This window comes from Leisingera sp. ANG-S5 (assembly GCF_000813925.1).
In the GTDB taxonomy this organism is placed as follows: domain Bacteria; phylum Pseudomonadota; class Alphaproteobacteria; order Rhodobacterales; family Rhodobacteraceae; genus Leisingera.
Genome location: NZ_JWLH01000002.1, coordinates 51,224 through 72,471, shown reverse-complemented (window position 1 = coordinate 72,471; position 21,248 = coordinate 51,224). Strand labels below are relative to the sequence as shown.

At 62.3% G+C, this 21,248-nt stretch carries 14 protein-coding genes; 6 read left to right on the top strand and 8 right to left on the bottom strand.

Annotation, left to right across the window (positions count from 1 at the left end; genetic code table 11):
• Positions 1-120: 120 nt before the first annotated feature.
• The 3 genes from RA25_RS03880 to pcaQ all read right to left on the bottom strand — a co-directional run bounded on the left by RA25_RS03880 (position 121) and on the right by pcaQ (position 5,879).
• Positions 121-2,775, bottom strand: coding sequence for a methyl-accepting chemotaxis protein (locus tag RA25_RS03880; protein ID WP_039170443.1), 2,655 nt, complete (start codon positions 2,773-2,775; stop codon positions 121-123).
• A gap of 214 nt (positions 2,776-2,989) precedes the next feature.
• Positions 2,990-4,648, bottom strand: coding sequence for a transcriptional regulator (locus tag RA25_RS03875; RefSeq protein WP_039170442.1), 1,659 nt, complete (start codon positions 4,646-4,648; stop codon positions 2,990-2,992).
• Between the two features lie 304 nt (positions 4,649-4,952).
• On the bottom strand, positions 4,953-5,879 hold the full coding sequence (gene pcaQ, locus RA25_RS03870) for a pca operon transcription factor PcaQ (protein ID WP_039151536.1): 927 nt from the start codon (positions 5,877-5,879) through the stop codon (positions 4,953-4,955).
• A gap of 86 nt (positions 5,880-5,965) precedes the next feature.
• Here pcaQ and pcaC point away from each other — a divergent pair, with 86 nt between their 5' ends.
• The 4 genes from pcaC to RA25_RS03850 are packed head-to-tail and all read left to right on the top strand — an operon-like array spanning position 5,966 to position 8,557.
• Positions 5,966-6,361 (top strand): 4-carboxymuconolactone decarboxylase, encoded by a 396-nt coding sequence (pcaC, locus tag RA25_RS03865; RefSeq protein ID WP_241477358.1) that lies wholly within the window; start codon positions 5,966-5,968, stop codon positions 6,359-6,361.
• Entirely contained in the window at positions 6,358-7,095 is a 738-nt protein-coding gene (gene pcaH / locus RA25_RS03860; protein WP_039170441.1) for a protocatechuate 3,4-dioxygenase subunit beta, read from the top strand. Before pcaC ends, pcaH begins: the two co-directional genes overlap by 4 nt.
• Entirely contained in the window at positions 7,095-7,715 is a 621-nt protein-coding gene (gene pcaG, locus RA25_RS03855) for a protocatechuate 3,4-dioxygenase subunit alpha (RefSeq protein WP_039170438.1), read from the top strand. Before pcaH ends, pcaG begins: the two co-directional genes overlap by 1 nt.
• Positions 7,716-7,726: 11 nt before the next feature.
• Positions 7,727-8,557, top strand: a complete 831-nt coding sequence (locus RA25_RS03850) for a 3-keto-5-aminohexanoate cleavage protein (RefSeq protein ID WP_039170436.1) — start codon at positions 7,727-7,729, stop codon at positions 8,555-8,557.
• A 99-nt stretch (positions 8,558-8,656) separates the two neighbouring features.
• Here the strand turns inward: RA25_RS03850 and cueR are convergent, their stop codons facing one another.
• Both cueR and RA25_RS03840 read right to left on the bottom strand, forming a co-directional pair.
• Positions 8,657-9,046, bottom strand: a complete 390-nt coding sequence (cueR, locus tag RA25_RS03845) for a Cu(I)-responsive transcriptional regulator (RefSeq protein WP_039170434.1) — start codon at positions 9,044-9,046, stop codon at positions 8,657-8,659.
• Positions 9,043-11,550, bottom strand: coding sequence for a heavy metal translocating P-type ATPase (locus tag RA25_RS03840; protein ID WP_039170431.1), 2,508 nt, complete (start codon positions 11,548-11,550; stop codon positions 9,043-9,045). Before RA25_RS03840 ends, cueR begins: the two co-directional genes overlap by 4 nt.
• A gap of 356 nt (positions 11,551-11,906) precedes the next feature.
• On the opposite strand from RA25_RS03840, the gene RA25_RS03835 reads away from it, so the two are divergent.
• Positions 11,907-13,019 (top strand): S-(hydroxymethyl)glutathione dehydrogenase/class III alcohol dehydrogenase, encoded by a 1,113-nt coding sequence (locus RA25_RS03835; protein ID WP_029204687.1) that lies wholly within the window; start codon positions 11,907-11,909, stop codon positions 13,017-13,019.
• A gap of 75 nt (positions 13,020-13,094) precedes the next feature.
• On the opposite strand, the gene RA25_RS03830 is transcribed toward RA25_RS03835, so the two are convergent.
• Genes RA25_RS03830 through RA25_RS03820 form a run of 3 tightly spaced genes read right to left on the bottom strand, consistent with a single transcriptional unit; the run spans position 13,095 to position 17,886 of the window.
• Positions 13,095-14,609 (bottom strand): SpoVR family protein, encoded by a 1,515-nt coding sequence (locus tag RA25_RS03830; protein ID WP_039170430.1) that lies wholly within the window; start codon positions 14,607-14,609, stop codon positions 13,095-13,097.
• On the bottom strand, positions 14,596-15,933 hold the full coding sequence (locus tag RA25_RS03825; RefSeq protein WP_039151526.1) for a YeaH/YhbH family protein: 1,338 nt from the start codon (positions 15,931-15,933) through the stop codon (positions 14,596-14,598). The genes RA25_RS03830 and RA25_RS03825 overlap by 14 nt, the downstream gene beginning before the upstream one ends.
• Before the next feature lie 18 nt (positions 15,934-15,951).
• Positions 15,952-17,886: a PrkA family serine protein kinase gene (locus RA25_RS03820; protein WP_019294937.1), complete on the bottom strand. Its 1,935-nt coding sequence runs from the start codon at positions 17,884-17,886 to the stop codon at positions 15,952-15,954.
• 730 nt (positions 17,887-18,616) lie between these two features.
• Between RA25_RS03820 and RA25_RS03815 the strand changes: the two genes are divergently transcribed.
• Entirely contained in the window at positions 18,617-21,172 is a 2,556-nt protein-coding gene (locus RA25_RS03815; protein ID WP_039170540.1) for an Ig-like domain-containing protein, read from the top strand.
• Positions 21,173-21,248: the final 76 nt, after the last annotated feature.

Genomic DNA, 21,248 nt, shown 5'->3' with positions numbered 1-21,248 from the left:
CCTGCGAAGACCAGCCATTGCATCTGCGCCGCGCTGCAATCCGCAGCTCCGGACGCGTGGCAAAAGCCCCTTTGCCCCCTTGTGCTGGCCGCCCCGCGAGGCTGCCGGGCCACATTCCCATCAGGCTTGCAGCCGCCAGCCGTCTCCCTCTGACAGCGCAGCCTCATCCCAGGCCGGTTCCGCCGCAGCCGTATTGGTGCGGAAGGCGCCAAGGGCGCCAGCCATGGCCTGGGCCTCTTTCGAGAGCCCTTGGCTGGAGGATGTGACTTCTTCAAACAGCCCTGCATTACGGGTGGTGGCATCGTCGAGATTGGCCATCGCCGAGTTGATCTCCTGCAGGCTTCCGGACTGTTCCGAGGAGGCCTGGGAGATTGTTTTCATAAGGTCGGCAGCACTGGCGACGGATTCCGAGATTTCACCGATGGCGGCGCGGGTCTGCTCGACCAGGTCAGCGCCCAGTTCGACATTCTGGCTGGCCTCATCGACAAGGGTGGCGATTTCGGTCGCAGCCTCCTTGGACCGGTGTGCCAGGGTGCGGACCTCGGAGGCGACAACGGCAAACCCCTTGCCGACGGAGCCAGCGCGGGCGGCCTCAACGCCGGCATTCAACGCCAGCAGGTTGGTCTGCTGGGCAATCGCTTCGATCATGCCGATGATGCGGGAGATCTTTTCGGAGCTTTCCTTGATCGCCTCCATGGCGCCATAGGTGCGCTTCACCACATCAATGCTGCCGGTCGCGTTGCGGCGGGCCGCTTCGACAGAAGCGGAGGCCTCACCCGAAGCCTGAGCGGTGCCGGCGATCGACACCGACAGCTGATTCACCGCGGCAGCAGTGCCCGCCAGGGTTTGCGCGGTGCGCTCAGACCGTTCCGACAAGTCGTGGGAGGCGGCAGAAATTTCGGTACTGACACCGGCAATGGACTGACCGTTGGCGCTGAGGCTGCGCACCGAAGCTTCGAGCTTTTCCAGTGCCGCGTTAAAATCGTCCCGCAGCTTGGCGTAGCCCTCGCCCATTTCTTCGCGGATGCGGAAGGTCAGGTCGCCTTGCGACAGCCGCTCCAGCCCGTTGCCGATTGCGGTTACGGCAACGGTCTGTTCCGCCAGACGGGCATTGCGCTCCTCATTGGACGCGGCTTCGACCTCAGCCTTTTCCACCAGACCGTCACGGAACACCGCAAGAGCCATGGCAATGCGGCGGATTTCATCACTGGACCGCTCGTACCCTTTCACCGGGCGCAGGTTGCCTGCCGCCAGGCGCTCTGTCGTGCCGCTGATGTCCGCCAATGGGCGCAGGATCAGGATCCGGGTCAGGATCAAAGCGGCCACGAACACTCCGGCGGAGACTGCAGCCAGGACCTGCAATTGGTGCTGCGCCCCCGTTACATCGGCTGCAAGACCATTTGCAATTGCGGCGATCTCAAGCTGGCTTTCATTGCCCAGCGCGGTTGCACGGCGGGCAAATTGCAGAACCGCCTCGACCGTGGCCTCCGAAGCTGCGTCCGCTTCCGCCGCGGCCTCCAGCGAGGCGACTTTGAATGCCGGCAGCCCCTGGGACGGGTCGGCCAGCGCAACCATTCCTTCCAGCTCCGTTGCAAAAACGCCGCCGCCGAATCCGGTATAGCCTTGCAGCGCCGCAGCTGCCTCCTGCAGCGGGACAGCGGCAGCATTGGCGGCTTCGATACTATGCGCGGCCGCCATATCCAGCGCGGCAACCTGGAAAGCGCTGGTCCAGCCGTTGATCTCCAGCAGGCGCAAAAGCACATCAACCTGATTGTCCAGCAGCCCCTGAATGGCAGTGCGGTTGTCAGCGCTGGCCTGGGTGGCAGCCACCGACAGGGTAAACACCATCCGCTCCATCGCCTGGGTCAGCGGCCGGACACTGGCATTCCGGGCGCTCAGCACCTGCTTGCGGCTTTCCTTCAATTCCTTGCGGCTGGCTGTCAGAGTGTAGCGGAACAGTTCAACCCCCTCCGTCACCTTTTTGGCGCGGAACGCATCGAGGCCCAGCTCTTCAAGTCGACCCAGTACAGGTTCCAGCCGTTTCAGGGCATCAGTCGCCATCTTCTTGAGCGCGCGCTTGGTTGGCACATCGCGGACATGGCCCAGCGCCAGCGCAGCACCGGACAGAATGCTGATGTCAGCACGCGCTTCCAGCAGGGTCTGCAAGCTGCCGAACTGCTGGTCCACCAGATTGTTCAGGACCTCGTCGACCTGGATAATGGTCTCCTCGCCGCCATCCATTAGGCTGTCGCGCGCCTCAGCCGCCACTTGAACCAGTTTTTCCTGCACCCCCTGGCTGAGGGTCTGAAGGTCAGCAGTCTGGGTGTCGATCCAGGCCTGATTACGGAACGCTGCCTGGCGCGCAGCAAGCAGGTTGCTGAGCCGCTCCGAGGACGCTGCCGCTTCAGGGGCGAATTGAGCCTGCTCTTCTGCAGGAAGCTCCGCAACACTGCCCTCAAGGGTGGAAACCGCGGCAGCGGCGGCCTCCTCTGCTGCTGCCAGCTCCTCCACCGAGGCGGCCTGCAGCACGCCAATCATCGCATTCTTGGCCTGGCTTGCAGCATTAACCATGCGGCTGCTGAGTTCCAGTTGCGGTACTTTCTCGCCGGTCAGGACCTCCATCTGGCGGCCGGTCTGGGCAAACACAAGGGTGACAAGAACACCGCCGACTGCCGCCGTCGCGCCCATTGCCATCAGGATCAGCGTGATCTTAGCACCGATGCTGGAAAACAGCCGGAACCTGCGTTTCGCCGGGAGGTCTTTCTTCGAACTCATTCTATCACCCAAGTCTTCAGCCCGCACCCCGGGCACTTCTAGCGGCGCTGGCCCCGCTGAAGTGCAGGGGCCTGCATTTCCCTAAAGAAGGGCCGCAAGACGTAAAGAAAGGGTGAGAATGCGGCGGATATTACCGCGTATTTTAACGACCCGCTTGCGCAGGCCGCCAACATTCGCGCAGCCGCCGCCTCCGGCCAGGGCAGCTCTGGAACGGTTAATCCGGAACGCCGGCCTGCCGCAGGGCGCTGGCCCATTCCTGGCCAGCCGGGCTCATGGCAGCCGGGTTATCGCGCTGGAATTGCGACAGGCAGAATTCCGGCGCTGCCTCCAGCAGCTTTTGGACGGTGCTGCGCGCCTCCGCGTCCTGGCCCGACATCTGCAGCGCAATCGCCTTGGACCGCAACGGCACCGGGAAGGCCTGCTTGGCCTCAAGCGAGCGGTCCGCCAGTTCGATGGCGCGGCCGTAATTGCGCGCCGACAGGTTTGCCAGTGCCGACAACGCATCGAAATAGTAGCATTGCGGCCCCAGCGGCGTCAGGCGCCGGGCGGCATCGGTCATCTGCACGGCTTCGTCCGCCATATCCTGATAGGCCAGCGTTGCGCCCTTGAGCAGCAGCGCCAGCGCCTCGTTCGGGTTATCGCGCAGCGCGAGATCATAGGCGTCCAGGGCCTGATCGAAGCGGAAGGTCAGGTGGCTGGAAATCAACCCCTTGAGAGTATGGGCCAAGGAAAACCCCGGCGCGGCCTCAGTCGCGGCATCAGCCATCTGGCAAGCCAGCCGGCTGTCTTCCTCGCGGTTGCGGGACAGCCCGCGTTCGACCCGCATCACATGCCAGAATCCCATCCAGGTCAGCGGCAGCGCGTGGCCAGGCTCACGCTCCAGCAAATGCGACAGGATACCGTAGGCCTGCTGGAATTTCTGCACATCCATTTCCTGCATCAAGGATATGGCGGCCATCAGCAGGGTGTGGCTTTCCAACCCCGCCAGCGGCTTGAAATCGGCCAGCCGCACCGCCTCGCCCGCGGCGGTCTGGCCGATCTGCAAGGTGGCGTTGCGCAGTACAGAGCTGCGGCCCTCCATCAGATTGTCCAGCGAGCCTTCGAACCTGCGTGACCAGATCACCTTTTCCCGCACCGCATCATGCAGGTCGATTTCGGCATGGAAACGGCCCCTGCTGCAAGTGACTGCGCCCGACACCAGATAGTCTGCGCCAGCCACCGAGGAAACCTCCGCCGGGCGCACGGTTGCCGGGTCGAACTGGCGGGAGGCCAAATAGGAGGTGACCGAGAATGCCCAGCTGCGCGACAGGTAGCGCGACAGTTCTTCTGAGATCAGCGAGCCGAGCGGTGCGGTTGCTTCCCCCGGGGACCGGTGCACAAAGGGCAGTACTGCAATGGAAGGCAGCAGCCCATCCAGGATCACCCGGCCCGGCGACGTGCCCCCTTGGGCAGCCGGAGCCGCGGGCCTGCGGGAAAGCTCTGTCCGGGCCTCATCCAGCCAGGTATTGAACACAGCTTCATGCGGCAGCTCGAAGCCTTCCATGAAGTCTGCCCCGCCCGCGCGGCTGTCCAGCTCCACCCGGGTCAGGTCCAGAATGACCCGCTCCCGGTTGGCATAGAGCAGCCTGGCCGCCTCCGGGCCAAGGTGCCGCCGCAGCGTCGACAGGGCCGTGCGCAAACTGGCCTTGGCCTGCTCCGGCTGCGCCAGGCACCACAATGTCTTCTCCAGAAAGGCCCTGGTGCGGATACCGCCCTCAGCAGTGGACAGCAAAGCCATCAAAGCCTGATGCTTGGCGCCAAGCTGCACGCCCGCCCCGTCCGCATGGAAAACACCAAAAGCTCCGAACCGGCGAATTTTCAGAAGAACAGTCATCTGCCACCCCACTCCACGCGTGATACATTCAATATTAAAGTACCGTTATGGTGCACACCTTTAGGTTGTTTTGCAATTACTGATTGCATTATCCGGAAAATTCACCTTCAGCAGCCTGCCAGAAGAGAGAAGGCGAGCTGTATAATGTATTTAAATTCAGTGGTATAAAGTAAGGAAAGTTGCGACATAAATGACGCGCAGAAACAGCCCTGCACCGCTGCCCCAGACTCAAGAGATGGGTAAATGCTCGCAAAAGGTGCATTTAATGCTATAAAAAGCAACCGCTCACATTGGCAATTGCAGGCTACCCCAGTCCCCGTTCCTTACAAGTGCTGCGCAAGGCATTGCAGAACCGCGCCGCAGCGGGTGACAGCTGGTGCTCCAGACGGGCACACAGGCCGACCGGCCCAAGGGTGGTGCTGGTGTCAAACGGCAAAGCCGTCATCGTGCCCGCGTCAAGGTCCGGCCGCACCACGCCCTGGCTGATGATCCAGATGGCCTGATGTGCCAGCACAAAGCGCCGCCCGAAACTGGACGAAACGGTTTCAACCGGGAACCGGGGCATCGCCAGCCCTTGCTCCAGAAACATCCGTTCCACCAGCGGCCGGATCACCGCCCCTTCTGACGGCATCAGCACCGGATAGTCCTCAAAGGCAGAAGGCAGCAGGCGGCCGGCACTGGCCAGCGGGTGGTCCCGGGCCACAACTGCGGCCACACGCTCGCGGTAAAGCGGATCGAAACCGATCCCAGCCATGGTCTCCGGCGCCGGCATCCGCCCAACCACCACATCCAGCCTGCCCCGGCGCAGCTGGTCGATCAGATAGCGGTTGTCCCCGGACACCACCACGAACCGGCCCGGTGCGCCGCTGCTGCGCAGCTCTGCCAGCGTGTCCGGAACCAGATCTGCCGCCGCCGTGGGCAGGGCGCCGATGGCAACCAGCGGCCCATCGGCTTCATCCAGGCCGCGCAGCAGCGCCACACCGTCGCGGGCCAGCGCCAGGCTGCGGCCTGCATGATCACGGAACAGCTCGCCATAGCTGCTGAGCCGGATGCCGCGGCCATGTTTCTCCACCAGAGGCTTGCCGCAGACCGCTTCCAGCTCTCGCAGAGCCCGGGTGACAGCGGGCTGGGACATCCCCAGCGCCTCCGCCGCCTGGGTGACGCTCATCTTGCGGGCGACTTCGACGAAGACCTCCAGATGGCGCAGCTTCAAGGATGACGATAGACGCATATCACACAGGTTATTTGTTTATGCCTTTTTGAAGATTATACAGATCACTTGCGGTATGCGATACTCCTGAGCAAAGGGAGACTGGAATGATGCAAGACCGTTACGACCGCGGTATGCAGGTGCGGCGCAGGGTTCTGGGCGACGCCCATGTGGACCGCGCGGAGGCCGCCAAGACCGCGCTGGACCAGCCGTTTCAGGAGCTGATTACCGAAGGCGCCTGGGGCACAGTCTGGGCCTCGGACAGGATCAGCCTGCGGGAACACTCAATGCTAACGCTGGCGCTGCTGGCGGCGACTGGCAACTTTGACGAAATCCCGATGCACATTCGCGCCACCACCCGCACCGGCGCCAGCCGGGAGGATGTGCTGGAGGCCTTCCAACATGTGGCGATCTATGCCGGGGTGCCGCGGGCCAACCGCGCGCTGAAACTGGCCAAACAGACCTATGCCGAAATGGAGAGCGAGGGAGAGGACACCGCATGACCAAGCCGCCGCAGCCCGGGGAGTTCTACCAGAGGGACCGCCACTGGCACCCCCCTGCCCTGTCGCAGGATTACAAGACCTCGGTCACCCGCTCGCCGAAGTTCCCCCTGATCAGCCTGGAAAACACCGCCAGCGAGATCACCGGGCCGGTGTTCGGCCATAACGACATCAATGCCGCCGACAATGACCTGCTGTCGAATTTTGCCCAGCCCGGCCAGAGCCCGATCGGCGAACGCATCATCGTGCACGGCCGGGTGCTGGATGAAAACGCGCGCCCGGTGCCGAATACGCTGGTGGAAATCTGGCAGGCCAATGCCTCCGGCCGATACCGGCACAAGAAGGATACCTACCTTGGCGCGTTGGACCCGAATTTCGGCGGCTGCGGCCGGACGCTGACGGATGAGAACGGCTGCTACCACTTCCGCTCCGTGAAGCCCGGAGCCTACCCTTGGCGCAATTGGGTGAACGACTGGCGGCCGGCGCATATCCATGTCTCGGTCTTTGGCAGCGGCTTTGCCCAGCGGCTGATCACCCAACTCTATTTCGAGGGTGACCCGCTGATTGCCCGCTGCCCAATCGTGAGCACCATCCCGGACCCGGAAGCGGTGGAGATGCTGGTGGCCCGGCTCGACATGAATGCCACCATTCCGCTGGACACCATCGCCTACAGGTTCGACATCGTTCTGCGCGGGCGGCGGTCCACCCTGTTTGAGAACCGGCTGGAGGGGAACTGATGCGCCAGAAGCTGGAGTACCTGAAGGAAACCCCTTCGCAAACCGCAGGACCATATGTTCATATCGGCCTGGCTCCCGGCGCGGCAGGGTTTGAAATCTACGGCCAAGAACTTGGCTGGGATATTGCTGGCCCCAACGCCAAGGGCGAGCGCATCCGGGTAGAGGGCGTGGTGACCGATGGCACAGGCTCACCGGTCAAGGACGTGCTGCTGGAGGCCTGGCAGGCCAACGCGGACGGCATCTATGCCCATCCGGAGCACACAGGCGAGGTGGAGGACGGTTTTCGCGGCTGGGGCCGGGTGATCACCGATTTCGAAACCGGCGAATGGGGATTTGACACGGTGAAGCCCGGGCCGGTGACGGGCCGCAACGGGCAGATGATGGCGCCCCATATCAACCTGTGGATCGTGGCGCGCGGCATCAACGTCGGGCTGAACACGCGGATCTACTTTGAGGATGAGGCCGCGGCCAACACTGCCGACCCGGTGCTGAATGTGATAGAGTGGGAGCGCCGCCGCGCCACCCTGATCGCAAAGCGTGAGCTGCGGGACGGTCTGGCCGTCTACCGGTTCGACATCCGCCTGCAGGGCGAAGATGAAACTGTGTTTTTCGACACCTGAAGGGGAAATCCATGAGCAAACCCTGCATCATCTGCGTTGCCATCACCGGCTCTGTCCCGACCAAGGAAAACAACCCGGCGGTGCCTGTCACCATCGCGGAACAGATCGAAAGCACGCATGAGGCGTTTGAGGCTGGGGCCTCAATCGCTCATTGCCATGTGCGGAACGACGACCAGACTCCGACCTCGGACCCGGAAAGGTTCGCGCGGCTGATGGAAGGTCTGCAGAAACACTGCCCCGGCATGATCATCCAGCTGTCGACCGGCGGCCGCTCCGGCGCGGGCCGCGAACGCGGCGGCATGCTGCCGCTCAGGCCCGACATGGCGTCGCTGTCAGTGGGGTCCAACAATTTCCCCACCAGGGTCTATGAGAACTCCCCCGATCTGGTGGACTGGCTGGCATCGGAGATGCGCACCTACGGCGTGAAGCCGGAGATCGAGGCCTTTGACCTGTCGCATATCCACCAGGCGGTGAAGATGAACCGCGAGGGACGCATTCCCGGCACGCTTTATGTGCAGTTCGTGATGGGGGTGAAGAACGCGATGCCGGTCGACAAGGACGTGTTCGACTACTACGTCAAGACTATGCAGCGGCTGGCGCCGGAGGCCCAGTGGTGCGGTGCCGGTGTCGGGCCGGGGCAGATCCTGGTCAACGAATGGTCGATCGCCGCGGGCGGCCACACCCGCACCGGGCTGGAGGACAACATGCGGCTGGACCGTGACACGCTCGCGCCTTCCAACGCGGCGTTGGTGAAACGGGCGGCGGAGCTTTGCGACAAATACGAACGCCCCATCGCCACCTGGCAGCAAGCCCGCAAGATCCTGGAGCTGCGCCCCGCATGAGTGCACCCGCTTCGGGCCAGCGGCCCGCAGCCATGCCCAAGGCCGCCAGGGCGGCCCGGCAGGGCTGCTGCGGGCGCGGGAGCCCCTGCCCTCCGAAACTCACCCTTCGCCGGACAGATCCTTCAATATCGGGCAATCCGGACGGCTGTCGCCGGCGCAGCCTTTGACCAACTCGCCCAGCGTGTCGTGCATTGCCTGCAAGTCGGCGATCTTTTCCTCGATCTTGGCCAGATGTTCCTGCGCAAGCTGTTTCACATCGGCGCTGGCGCGGCTTTCGTCCTCATACAGAGCCATCAGGGTGCGGCAGTCCTCGATGGTGAAGCCCAGCGCCCGGGCGCGGCCTAGAAAGGCCAGCTTGTGCAGGTCGGTCTCGGCAAAGCAGCGGTAGCCGTTGGCGCTGCGGTGCGGCTTGATCAGGCCGATGTCCTCGTAATAGCGGATCGTCTTGGCCGGAAGCCCTGAGCGGCTGGAAACATCCCCGATATTCATGCGCGCGCCTCCTGTTTGGTGTCCGCCTTGGGTGCCGGTGCGGCCTGATCCTCATCTATGGCCGGTTTCAGGCGGCGCAAGCGCAGCGCGTTCGACAGCACAAAAACACTCGACAGCGCCATGGCGCCTGCCGCCAGCGCAGGCGACAGCAGCGGCCCGCCGAAGGGGTAGAGCAGGCCCGCCGCCACCGGGATCAGCAGCACGTTATAGCCGAAGGCCCAGCCCAGGTTCTGGCGGATGTTGCGCATGGTGGCGCGGCTGACGGTCAGCGCGTTGACCACGCCGCGCAGATCGCCGGAGACCAGCACCACATCGGCGGCCTCGATCGCCACGTCGGTGCCGGTGCCGATGGCGATGCCCGCATCTGCCGCCGCCAGCGCCGGGGCGTCATTGATGCCATCGCCGACGAACGCCAAGGTGCCGTGTTCCGCCTGCAGTTCCTGCAGCGCCTTTACTTTGTCCGCAGGCAGGCATTCGGCCTTAACCGCGTCAACACCCAGCCGCCTGGCAATCGCCTGCGCCGTCGCGGCCGCATCGCCGGTGATCATGGCCACCTTCAGCCCCTGCTCGTGGAACGCCTTGATCGCTGCCGGGGTGCCCGGCTTGATCGGGTCCGCCACCGCAATCACGGCCCCGGCTTGGCCGTTGACGGCAACATAGAGCGGGGTTTCGCCGCGTTTGGCCAGCCGCGCGCCTTCCGCCTCCAGCGCGCCAAGCGCAATGCCTTCGCGTGCCATCAGACGGGCAGCACCGGCCAGCACCACGCGTCCTTCGACCTCTGCCCGCAGGCCGTAGCCCGGGATCGCCTCGAAGCCTGACGCCTTGGGCAGCCCCTTGCCTGCGGCCGCCGTGATGGCCCGGGCAATCGGGTGTTCGGACTGCGCCTCGGCGGCGCCAGTCAGGCGCAGCACCTCTTCGCGGATGAAACCCTCGGCGCAGATCAATTCGGTCAGCGCCGGACGGCCCTCGGTCAATGTGCCTGTCTTGTCGAGCGCCACCACCTTGACTTCCTGCAGCCGCTGCAGCGCGTCGCCCTTGCGAAACAGCACCCCCATCTGGGCAGCACGGCCAATGCCCACCATGATAGAGGTCGGCGTTGCCAGCCCCATGGCGCAGGGGCAGGCTATGATCAGCACGGAGACGCCGGCCACCAATGCCAGAGGCAGCGACGGCGCCGGGCCGAACACGGACCAGACCAGCACGGTCAGCGCCGCCACCGCAATGACGGCAGGCACGAACCACAGAGTGATCCGGTCGACCAGTCCCTGCACCGGCAGCTTGGCGCCCTGCGCCTGCTCCACCATGCGGATGATCTGCGCCAGCACAGTGTCGCGCCCCACCCGTGTCGCGCGGAATTCCAGCGCGGAGTTGCCGTTGATGGTGCCAGCCGTCACCTCATCGCCGGGGGACTTGGCAACCGGCACCGGTTCGCCTGAAATCATACTCTCGTCGATGTAGGAACCGCCGGAGGTGATCTCGCCATCCACCGCGATACGTTCGCCCGGGCGGACCCGGATTAGATCGCCAGTGCCAATCTCCTCCACCGGGGTCTCGATTGCTTCGCCGCCAGAGACCACCATAGCGGTCTTCGGCTGCAATCCCGCCAGCTTGCGGATTGCGGCACCGGTGCGGCCCTTGGCGCGGGCTTCCAGGAAGCGGCCTGTCAGGATCAGAACGACAATGACCGCTGCGGCCTCGTAATAGACATTGGCGGTGCCTGCGGGCAGCAGCCGGGGTGCGAAGGTGGAAATAACCGAGAACCCGTATGCCGCGGCAGTGCCCAAAGCCACCAGCGCGTTCATGTCGGGTGCGCCCCGGAAAAGCGCCGGGAAACCCTTGGCGCAAAACTGCCGTCCCGGCCCCGCCAGCACCGCGGTGGTCAGGGCAAACTGCAGCAAGTAGCTGTTTTGCATGCCGATATTTGCCGCCACCCAGTGATGCAGCGCCGGAACCATATGGCCGCCCATCTCGATCAGGAACACCGGCAGGGTCAGCAGCGCGGCGATCAGCACCTGGCGGCCCAGTGCGGAAATTTCATCCGCCTTGCGCTGGCTGGCCTGTTCCGCCTCATCCTCCACCGCACCGCTGAGACGGGCCGGATAGCCGGCCTCCGTCACCTTGCGGGCCAGATCCGCAGCGCGGGCGGCACCGGTCAGATAGCGGATCTGCGCGGTCTCGTTTGCCAGGTTGACGCTGGCCGACAGCACCCCCGGCACCGCCAGCAGCGCCTTTTCCACGCGACCCACGCAGGAAGCACAGTTCATGCCGCTGATCACCACTACAGCCTGCGATTCCGCGGCCGGATAGCCGGCATCGGTCAGGGCGCCGGTCAAATCCGTCAGCGCCACATCCTGGGCGGCCTCCACTTGGCCGGTGGCATTGGCGAGGTTTACGGAGGCCGACTGAACCCCCTCCACTGCCGCCAGCGCGCGCTCCGCCCGGCCAGCGCAGCCCGCACAGCTCAGGCCTGTGATATGCAAGGATATTTGGGTCGTGTCTGACATCGGAAATCCGCCGGTTCTATACCATTGACAGTGGATATGAGGGTTCCAGTCAGGGGAAGGTCAAGGGGTGGCAGCATAATTCCTTCCCAAAACTGGAAGCCTGCAGGCAAACTGCTGGAAACCGGGCATTTTTCATTGCGCCTGGATGGCGCGGACCGCGGCTCAGCTGTCGCTTTCGGGGCAAAGCCCAGGGTGCCTCCCCTGTTAGGGTGCCGAGGCAATGCTTGCGCGTGCCGGTTCGCAAATGTAACGCTGGGTCATTCCGGCCCGCGGCGCAGCCGCCGGCACCGCATTCACCCCGGACCCGCCTGTCGGCGGCCCGGTCCCGAAGAAAAGAACGAAGGACCAGTCACATGATCAAGACCCGCGCTGCCGTTGCGGTTGCCCCCGGCAAACCGCTGGAAATCATGGAAGTGAACCTGGAAGGCCCCAAGGCGGGCGAGGTTCTGGTGGAAATCAAGGCAACCGGCCTGTGCCACACCGACGAATTCACCCGCTCCGGCGACGACCCGGAAGGCATCTTCCCGGCGATCCTGGGCCATGAGGGCGCAGGCATCGTGATTGAGGTCGGCGAAGGCGTGACCAGCCTGAAGCCGGGCGACCACGTGATCCCGCTCTACACCCCGGAGTGCCGTGAGTGCGAGTACTGCCTCAACCCCAAGACCAACCTGTGCCAGGCGATCCGCTCGACCCAAGGCCAGGGCCTGCTGCCCGATGGCAGCACCCGGTTCTCGATGCTGGACGGCACCCCGATCCACCACTACATGGGCTGCTCGACCTTCGCCAACCACACCGTGGTGCCGGAAATCGCGCTGGCGAAAATCCGTGAGGACGCGCCGTTCGACAAGGTCTGCTACATCGGTTGCGGCGTCACCACCGGCATTGGTGCTGTGATCAACACCGCCAAGGTGGAAATCGGCTCCCGCGCGGTGGTCTTTGGCCTCGGCGGTATCGGCCTCAACGTGATCCAGGGCCTGCGGATGGCCGGTGCCGACCAGATCGTCGGTGTCGACCTGAACCCGGGCAAGGTGGAGATGGCTGAGAAATTCGGCATGACCGATTTCGTGAACCCGGCCGAGGTCGAAGGCGATCTGGTGGCGCATCTGGTGGAACTGACCGGCGGCGGCGCGGATTATACCTTTGACGCAACCGGCAACGTCAACGTGATGCGTACCGCGCTGGAATGCGCGCACAAGGGCTGGGGTGAGTCAATCATCATCGGTGTTGCGCCTGCGGGGGCCGAGATTTCCACCCGCCCGTTCCAGTTGGTCACCGGCCGCAGCTGGCGCGGCACCGCCTTTGGCGGTGCGTCGGGCCGCACCGATGTGCCGAAGATCGTTGACTGGTACATGGACGGCAAGATCGAAATTGACCCGATGATCACCCACAAGCTGACGCTGGACCAGATCAACGAGGGCTTCGAGCTGATGCATGAAGGCAAGTCGATCCGCGCGGTAGTGGAATTCTGATCCCGGGATTCATGTGAAACACCAAAACGCAGGCCCGAGGGCCTGCGTTTTCTTTTGGCATCGCGTGTCCTGCCGTCAGCTTTCCGTGGTGGCCTCCACCGCATCGAGTCTGACGCCATAGCCCCAGAGCCGGCGCAAGTGCTTCAGTACTTCCTCCTGGTCGTCCTCATCCAGATGGATGCCATCGCGCACGTTGTGGGTCAGCTTCAGTTCCCGGTCGCCGCGCAGATCAGCGTCTGTCACCTGGATATCCGGCTCCAGATAGGCGAGGTCATACTGTTTCGCCAAATCGCGCCGGATGGCCTTGTATCCGGCCCGGTTGTGGATCTGGCTGACCACCAGATTGGGCAGCTCCGCGTCATTCGTAAGCGTGAACAGCTTGAACTTGCGGATCAGGTTGGGCGACAGGAACTGCTGGATGAAGCTTTCATCCCGGTAATTCGCCCAGGCATCCCGCAGCACCCCGCGCCAGTCCGGGTTGCCGGCAAAGTCCGGAAACCACTCGCGATCCTCGTCAGTCGGATCCTGGCAGATGCGGCGGATGTCCTGCATCATCGCAAAGCCCAGCGCATAAGGGTTGATGCCGGAATAACGCGGATCGTCATATTCAGGCTGCATCACCACATTGGTATGGCTGTGCAGCATTTCCATATAGGCTCCTTGCGTGATCTGACCCTGCTCATGGAGCTTGTTGATGATGTAGTAATGCACGAAGGTTGCACAGCCCTCGTTCATGACCTTGGTCTGTTTCTGCGGATACAGATACTGCGCCAGCATCCGCACGATACGCAGGATCTCGCATTGCCAGGGTTCCAGAACCGGGCTGTGTTTCTCCAGGAAATACAGGATGTTCTCCTGCGGCAGGTTCATCATCTTGCGGCGCGCGCTGAAGTCGGCATCCTCGATCAGTTCCAGCTTGTCCCGGCCAAGGGTTGAGTCGGTCCAAATATCAAGCACGCTCTGGCCGCTTTCATACCCTTCGCGCACTTTCTGCATCGCCACCAGTTCCTCGTTGGTGGGCTTGGGCGGGCGGCCGTAGCGGAACACCCCCTGAGACTGCATCGCATGGGCGGCGTCCAGCACCTCTTCCACCGCCATCGGGCCATAGCGCTCCTCGCAGGCGGCGATGTAGTTCTTGGCGAACGCCAGGTAGTCATGGATGCCGGCCGCATCGGTCCATTGCTGGAACAAGTAGTTGTTCTTGAAGAAATGGTTATGCCCGAAAGCTGCATGCGCCATCACCAGTGTCTGCATCGCCATGGTATTTTCTTCCATGTTATAGCTGATGCAGGGGTTGGAGTTGATGACGATCTCATAGGCCAGGCCCTGGCGGCCGGTGCGGTAGAGCGCCTCGTCGCGGGCGAAGTGTTTTCCGAAAGACCAGTGCTGGTACATCAGCGGCAGGCCGACGCAGGAATAGGCGTCCAGCATCTGCTCCGCCGAGATGATCTCGATCTGATTGGGATAGACGTCCAGCCCGAGGTCTTCGAGCGCGATCTTTTCGATCGCGTCGCGCGCCTTTTCCATCAGCTCGAAGGTCCATTCCGGCCCGTCAAACAGCGGCTCGCGCGCCTTTTCAGCTGCCTGCATGCTGCATCCCTTTCACCTTGGGGAGGAAGAATTCCCGGAAAATCGGATAGATGTGGCCGGGCTGCGAAACCCGCTGCATCTCGAAATGCTGCGCCTGCGCCTTCACCTCGCGGTAGTTCTGCCACAGGTCTTCGCCTGCTTCGGGGTTGTTCAGCAGCATCTCCGCCGCCTCGTCTACAATTTCCACATAGGCGTAGAACTGGCTGACCGGCAGCAGATCATTCAGCAGCAGATTCTTGCAGCGCACTGAATCATTGCCGAAGTTTTCGCCGTCCGAGGCCTGGGCGCCGTAGATGTTCCACTCGTCCGGCGGATAGCGTTCCTCGATGATCTCCTTCATCTTTTCCAGCGCGGTCGACACGATGGTGCCGCCGGTTTCGCGCGCATAGAAGAAGGTTTCCTCATCCACTTCCTGGGCGTGGTGGGTATGGCGCACGAACACCAGCTCGGTGTGTTCATAGCAGCGCTCCAGGAACAGGTGCAGCAGCAGGAAGAAGCGTTTCGCCAGATCCTTCTCGCGTTCCTGCATGGAGCCGGAGACATCCATCAGGCAGAACACCACGGCACGGGAGTTGCGGATTTTTTCCGGCACAAAGGTGTCATAGCGCAGGTCCAGCGGGTCGATGTATCCGACCACCTTGCGCTTGCGAATGATACCTTCCAGCCGCATTTTCAGCGTCGCCAGGAATTCCTCCTGCGGCGGGGTGCGCTCATCCAGCGCTTCCAGCTCAGCGATCTGCTCCTCAAGCTCACGCTGGGATTTGGTGGTGGGTCGCTGCAAAGCAATGCGGCGGCCCAGCGAGTTGCGCATGGTGCGCACCAAGTTCAGGTTGTTCGGGGTGCCCGCTGTTGTCAGACCAGCCCGGCGGGTGCCGATAGTTTCGGTTTCCACCGTGGCCTTTTCCACGAGGTCCGGCAGTTCCAGCCCCTCAAACAGAATTTCCAGGTATTCTTCCTGGGTCAGGGTGAAGGAAAACTCGTCCTCACCATCCCCGTCCTCCGATGCCTGGCGGCCGCCCTGTCCGGCACCGCCCTGCGGCCGCTTGATGGTGTCGCCGACAACAAAATCCTTGTTGCCGGGCAGCACATGGCGGCGCATGCCGCCCTTGGAGGAATGGAAGAACCGCGGCTCCTTCAGCCCCCGTGTGGGAATGGTGACCTTTTCGCCTTCGTCCGGGACACCGCTTCCGCTTTGGATCGACTTCCCCCGGACCGACTGATCGACGCGCTCCTTAATATTCTCCCGGGCCCGCCGCAGGAACCGTTGGCGGTTCCCGAGGCTCTTGCCCTTTGGATTGGCGCGCCTGTCGATGAAATGATGCATGTTGCACAGCGCTCCTCTTTAGCCCGCCTTGTTGACCCGCATGTACCATTCGACCAGGCGCCGCACCTGGCGGTCGGTGTAACCGTGGCCGCGCATCCGCTCGACGAACTCCTGATGCTTGCCTTCGGTCTTGCTGTCCTTCTTGGACCCGAAGGAAATCACTGGCAGCAGTTCCTCGACCTGGCTGAACATGTGCTTCTCGATCACATCGCGCAGCTTCTCGTAGGAGTTCCAGGCCGGGTTCTTGCCAGTGTTGGCGCGGTGGCGCAGCGCAAACTTGACCACCTCGTTGCGGAAATCCTTGGGGTTAGCAATGCCGACCGGCTTCTCGATCTTGCTGAGCTCCGCATCCAGAACCTCGCGGTTGTAGAGCTGGCCGGTGTCAGGATCCTTGTAGTCCTGCTCCTCGATCCATGCGTCAGCATAGGAGATATACCGGTCAAAGACGTTTTGACCGTATTCGGTATAACTTTCGAGGTACGCCTTCTGGATCTCGTTACCGATGAATTCCTCATAGCGCGGTGCCAGTTCGGTCTTGATGAACTCAAGATACTTCTGTTCCGTCTCCTGCGGGAACTGCTCACGCTTGATCATCTGCTCCAGCACGTACATCAGATGCACCGGGTCCGCCGCAACTTCGTTGGTGTCGAAGTTGAATGTGGTCGAAAGCACCTTGAAAGCAAAACGGGTGGAGATGCCGTTCATTCCTTCGTCGACGCCGGCGCGGTCCTGATATTCCTGCACCGTCTTCGCCTTGGGATCGGTGTCTTTCAGGCTTTCGCCATCATAGACCCGCATCTTGGAGTAGAGGTTCGAATTCTCATGCGGCTTCAGGCGTGTCAGCACCGAGAAGCGGCTGAGGATTTTCAGCGTCTCCGGCGCACAGGGCGCGTCACGCAGTTCGCTGAACTCGATCAGCTTTTCATAGATCGAGGTTTCATCCGAGACCCGCAGGCAATAGGGCACCTTGACGATCGACACCCGGTCAATGAAGGCCTCGTTGTTCTTGTTGTTCTTGAAGGACTGCCATTCGGACTCATTTGAATGCGCCAGGATCAGTCCGTTGAAGGGAATGGCACCAAAGCTTTCGGTGCCCATGTAGTTGCCTTCCTGGGTCGCCGTCAGCAGCGGGTGCAGCATTTTGATCGGCGCCTTAAACATCTCAACAAATTCCAAGACGCCCTGGGTTGATCGGTTCAGGCCTCCGGAGAAGCTGTAGGCATCCGGATTATCCTGGCTGAAATGCTCCAGCTGTCGGATGTCCACTTTGCCGACCAGGGTAGAGATGTCCTGGTTGTTTTCATCGCCAGGCTCCACCTTGGCAACACAGATCCGGCGCAGCCGAGATGGATACATGCGGACAACCGAGAACTTGTTGATATCGCCATCGAATTCATCCAGCCGCTGCACGGCCCAGGGCGACATCAGCCCCGGCAGCCGGTGCTGGGCAATGCCGTATTCCTCTTCCAGCACCTTGCCCATGCGGACCGGGTCAAAGAGGCCCAGCGGGCTTTCGAAGATCGGCGAAATCTGGTCACCGGCCTTGAGAACATAAATTGGCTGATCTTCGACCAGGCGCTTCAAGCGCTCCGCCAGCGAGGATTTACCGCCACCGACCGGGCCCAGCAGGTAAAGGATCTGCTTGCGCTCCTCCAACCCTTGCGCGGCGTGGCGGAAGTAGCCGACGATGCGCTCGATCGTATCTTCCATGCCGTAGAAGTCGTGAAAGGCGCTGTAGCGCTTGATCGTGCGGTTCTGAAAGATCGGCCCGAGCCGTGCGTCCTTGGACGTATCCACAAGCTCCTCTTCGCCAATTGCCTTCAGCATCCTCTCGGCGACGTTTGCGTACAGGCTCGGATCGTCACGGCAGGCGTTCAAATACTCCTGCAGCGGCATTTCCTGCTCGCGCGTTTCGCCGTACTGCTCTGCAAAAAGTTCGGCAATGTCTTTCATCTTGGATCAAGCCTCCTGGTTAACTCGCGCCGTTCCTCCTGGCGTTTAAGATCGCGCACGGACAGAGAGTGCCCAGCACGTGGGCATAGGTGTCCGCGTCAGTGTTGAGTTCTGATTTCTGCTCGGCGCCGCTTCTGGCGTCATACGTCCGGCTGGCCGCTCTTGGCGGCGGCCTGCGCCCGGAGTCCAGGCTGGCGGCGTCGTGTTAGTTACTTCCGAGCTTACACCAATTACGAACTTCTTACTATCTGAAAGTGGTGTACTTTTAATTAATTGCCAGAAACTTTTGCGGGAAATTTTCTTCACATCACGGCGATCACCGCTGCTGCACGGACCTTCTGCGTCGCGGCATTTCAAAGGCTTCTGCAGCAATCTGACCGTCAAACCCGAGCTTCACGGCAACTTTTCCCTTTCGGCGCAGCGCCTCCGGGAACACCGCACCCAGCGGGCTTTGCCAGCCGGTTTCAGTGCGTGCGCAGGGGGCATTTGCGCCCGGTGCAGCATCACAGTCGCGTTAAAAAACTTAGAAAATCTGCGGCAGCCAGGACACGGTTGGCGGCAAAATAACCTCACACACGCCCTGCATATACTGGACAGGACAGAAAAAATTGTCACATTGTGGCCTCAAAATGGCCGCAAAAGACGGCCGCTGGGCAAAAATACAGGCAACTTAACCATAAGCCGATGGCCAATTTCCGGGCCGCGGCGCATTCAGATGGGCGGTAAGTTTATGAGCACGGTCGCATTTATCACCCGCGATATGGCGGGCACCACGCAGCATGGAAATTTCTCTGAAGGCACCCCGGCGCGCATTGATGCCAGCCAGGCCAAGGACATTTCGCTGAACCTCAGCCCTGCTGACGTCGAAAGCTACTCCCGGCAGGGCAGCAACCTGCATGTGACCTTGGCGAACGGCCAGGAGCTGGTGCTGGAGAACTATTATTCCTTCGGTGCAACCGGCGGCAAGAACCTGTTCCTCAGCCAAGAAGGCCAATTCATCGAAGTGGTGCTGGAGGACAAGTCCAGCGGGATGCTGTTTGCCACCTACGAGCCGCTTGACCTGGCCGGCAAGTGGAGCGCCTATGATGAGATGGTGTTCCTGGACGTCGACCGGATTGAACCTGTTGTGGCACCGCTGGCGGCACCGCTGTTCGGCGGCCTGGGCGCGGCTGGAGCCGCTGCGGGCGCTGTTGGCGTCGCAGCGATCGCAAGCGGCGGCGGCGGCGGTGATGGAGGCGGCGGTGGCGGCGGTGGCGTTGGCGGCAATAACGGTGACACGTTTGTGACTGTCGACAGCGGCCTTGCCGGAGGGGACGACACGATCAGCGCAGCTGAAGCTGCAGACGGCGTTACGCTGACTGGCACCGCGGAGGCTGGATCCACTGTGGAAGTCACCTTTCAGGGGGTGACCCGCACAGTGACCGCTACCGATGAAGGCACCTGGAGCGCTGATTTCGCTTCCTCCGAAATCACCGGCGGCGAGTACGACGCGGAGGTAACGGCCACATCGACAAACACCTCCGGAGCTACGGCAACCGCCACCTCCACAATCCGCATCGACACCGAAACCTCCGTCGCTCTTGATGACGGCCAGGCCGGTGGTGATGACATGATCAATGGCGCGGAGGCCGCGGACGGGGTGACCCTGACCGGCACCGCCGAAGCCGGGGCAACCGTGAACGTGACCTTTCAGGGGGTGACACGCACGGTGACGGCCACCGATGAGGGCACTTGGAGCGCCGATTTCGCCGCGTCCGAAATCCTGTCCGGCGAATACGACGCGGAGGTAACGGCCACCGCGACCGATGCCTATGGCAACACCGAGACGACCACCGGCACGATCCGTGTAGACACCACCACTGAGGTGGCAATTGACAGCGGCCAAGCGGGCGGTGACGACCTCGTCAATAACGCCGAAGCCGCAGCAGGGCTCACCCTGACCGGGACCGGCGAGGCCGGCGCTTCGGTCAGCGTGACCGTCGAAGGCGTGACCCGGACTGCGACAGTGGATTCCGATGGCAACTGGGCTGCAGAGTTCGAGGCGGGCTCCCTGCCTGCCGGTGAATATGACACAACGATCAGCGTCACTTCGACCGACGCAGCGGGCAATAGCGCAACTGCAACAGCTGACCTGCATGTGGACACCCTGGTCGATCCGCTCACCGTTGAGACAGCAACTGTTGAGGGGGATGGCGTCGTCAATGAGGACGAGCACAGCGACGGGATCACTTTAACTGGCACGGTGGAGCCGGGCTCAACCGTGGTGGTGCAGTTGGGTGATGCTACCGAAACTGCAACAGTGGATGGCGACGGCAACTGGAGCGTGGATTTTGCAGCCTCCGACATCCCTGACGGCAGCTATGAAGCCGATGTCACCGTCACAGCCACGGACGCTGCCGGCAACACGGCGGAAATCACAGACACCCTTACCATCGACACCGAAGTTGTGCCCTTCGAAGCCGACAGCATCGCCGATGATGACATCGTCAACATCGCCGAACGCGCCGCGGGGCTGACTCTGACTGGCACGGTGGAGGCTGGCTCCACGGTCGACGTCACCATCGAAGGTGTAACCCGGGCCGCATCCGTCGATGCCGATGGCAACTGGAGCGTGGAGTTTGACGCGGACGATCTGCCGGAGGGCACCTACACCAGCCGCGCAGAAATCACTGCGACCGACCCCGCAGGCAACACCGCAACCCTGACAGAGACCTTTGAAGTCGATACCGAATACGATGCACCGAATGTGGGCAGCGTTGTCAGCACCGGCTCCGGCGTCACAGGCTTCTTCAGCGACGACTATGAAGACGGCGACACCACGCATGAGCTGACAAGCGGCGGCGGCGTGGAGGATGTTTCCGGCACCGAGACAGACATTGGCGGCAGCACCCTGTTCAGCTTCGACGAAACCGTGCCGGACGGGTCAAACCTGGTGGTCAACCGCGTGGACGAAGCCGGCAACAGCTCTGGCACCATGGTTGTTTTTGAAGACAGTGCCGACGCCACCGTTCTGGATCACTCGGGCCTGTCGCAGTTCAACATTGACGAACTGAACCTTGTCCATGCAGACAACGTCGACCTGACCCTGACCGAAGCGGACATTAACGCGCTGTCCGGCAACGGCGACACATTGACGGTGCACGGCGGCTCCGATGACACGCTGACCATCACCGGTGCAACCGCAGACGGGTCTCAGACCATCGATGGCGAGACTTACGATGTCTATACTTTGGGCGACGACGGCACCACGATCCTTGTTGATGAAGACGTCAACACCGTGATCTGATTTTCTGGTCTGGCAGCGGCACCTGCTGCCAGACCCAAATCATCAAAAGCCTTGAACAAAAGGGCAAAAGGGCAGG

Bases quoted from the DNA above. Each gene is read 5' to 3' on its own strand.
- RA25_RS03880 (WP_039170443.1), bottom strand. From the start codon at position 2,775: ATGAGTTCGAAGAAAGACCTCCCGGCGAAACGCAGGTTCCGGCTGTTT.
- RA25_RS03875 (WP_039170442.1), bottom strand. From the start codon at position 4,648: ATGACTGTTCTTCTGAAAATTCGCCGGTTCGGAGCTTTTGGTGTTTTC.
- pcaQ (WP_039151536.1), bottom strand. From the start codon at position 5,879: ATGCGTCTATCGTCATCCTTGAAGCTGCGCCATCTGGAGGTCTTCGTC.
- pcaC (WP_241477358.1), top strand. From the start codon at position 5,966: ATGATGCAAGACCGTTACGACCGCGGTATGCAGGTGCGGCGCAGGGTT.
- pcaH (WP_039170441.1), top strand. From the start codon at position 6,358: ATGACCAAGCCGCCGCAGCCCGGGGAGTTCTACCAGAGGGACCGCCAC.
- pcaG (WP_039170438.1), top strand. From the start codon at position 7,095: ATGCGCCAGAAGCTGGAGTACCTGAAGGAAACCCCTTCGCAAACCGCA.
- RA25_RS03850 (WP_039170436.1), top strand. From the start codon at position 7,727: ATGAGCAAACCCTGCATCATCTGCGTTGCCATCACCGGCTCTGTCCCG.
- cueR (WP_039170434.1), bottom strand. From the start codon at position 9,046: ATGAATATCGGGGATGTTTCCAGCCGCTCAGGGCTTCCGGCCAAGACG.
- RA25_RS03840 (WP_039170431.1), bottom strand. From the start codon at position 11,550: ATGTCAGACACGACCCAAATATCCTTGCATATCACAGGCCTGAGCTGT.
- RA25_RS03830 (WP_039170430.1), bottom strand. From the start codon at position 14,609: ATGCAGGCAGCTGAAAAGGCGCGCGAGCCGCTGTTTGACGGGCCGGAA.
- RA25_RS03825 (WP_039151526.1), bottom strand. From the start codon at position 15,933: ATGCATCATTTCATCGACAGGCGCGCCAATCCAAAGGGCAAGAGCCTC.
- RA25_RS03820 (WP_019294937.1), bottom strand. From the start codon at position 17,886: ATGAAAGACATTGCCGAACTTTTTGCAGAGCAGTACGGCGAAACGCGC.
- RA25_RS03815 (WP_039170540.1), top strand. From the start codon at position 18,617: ATGAGCACGGTCGCATTTATCACCCGCGATATGGCGGGCACCACGCAG.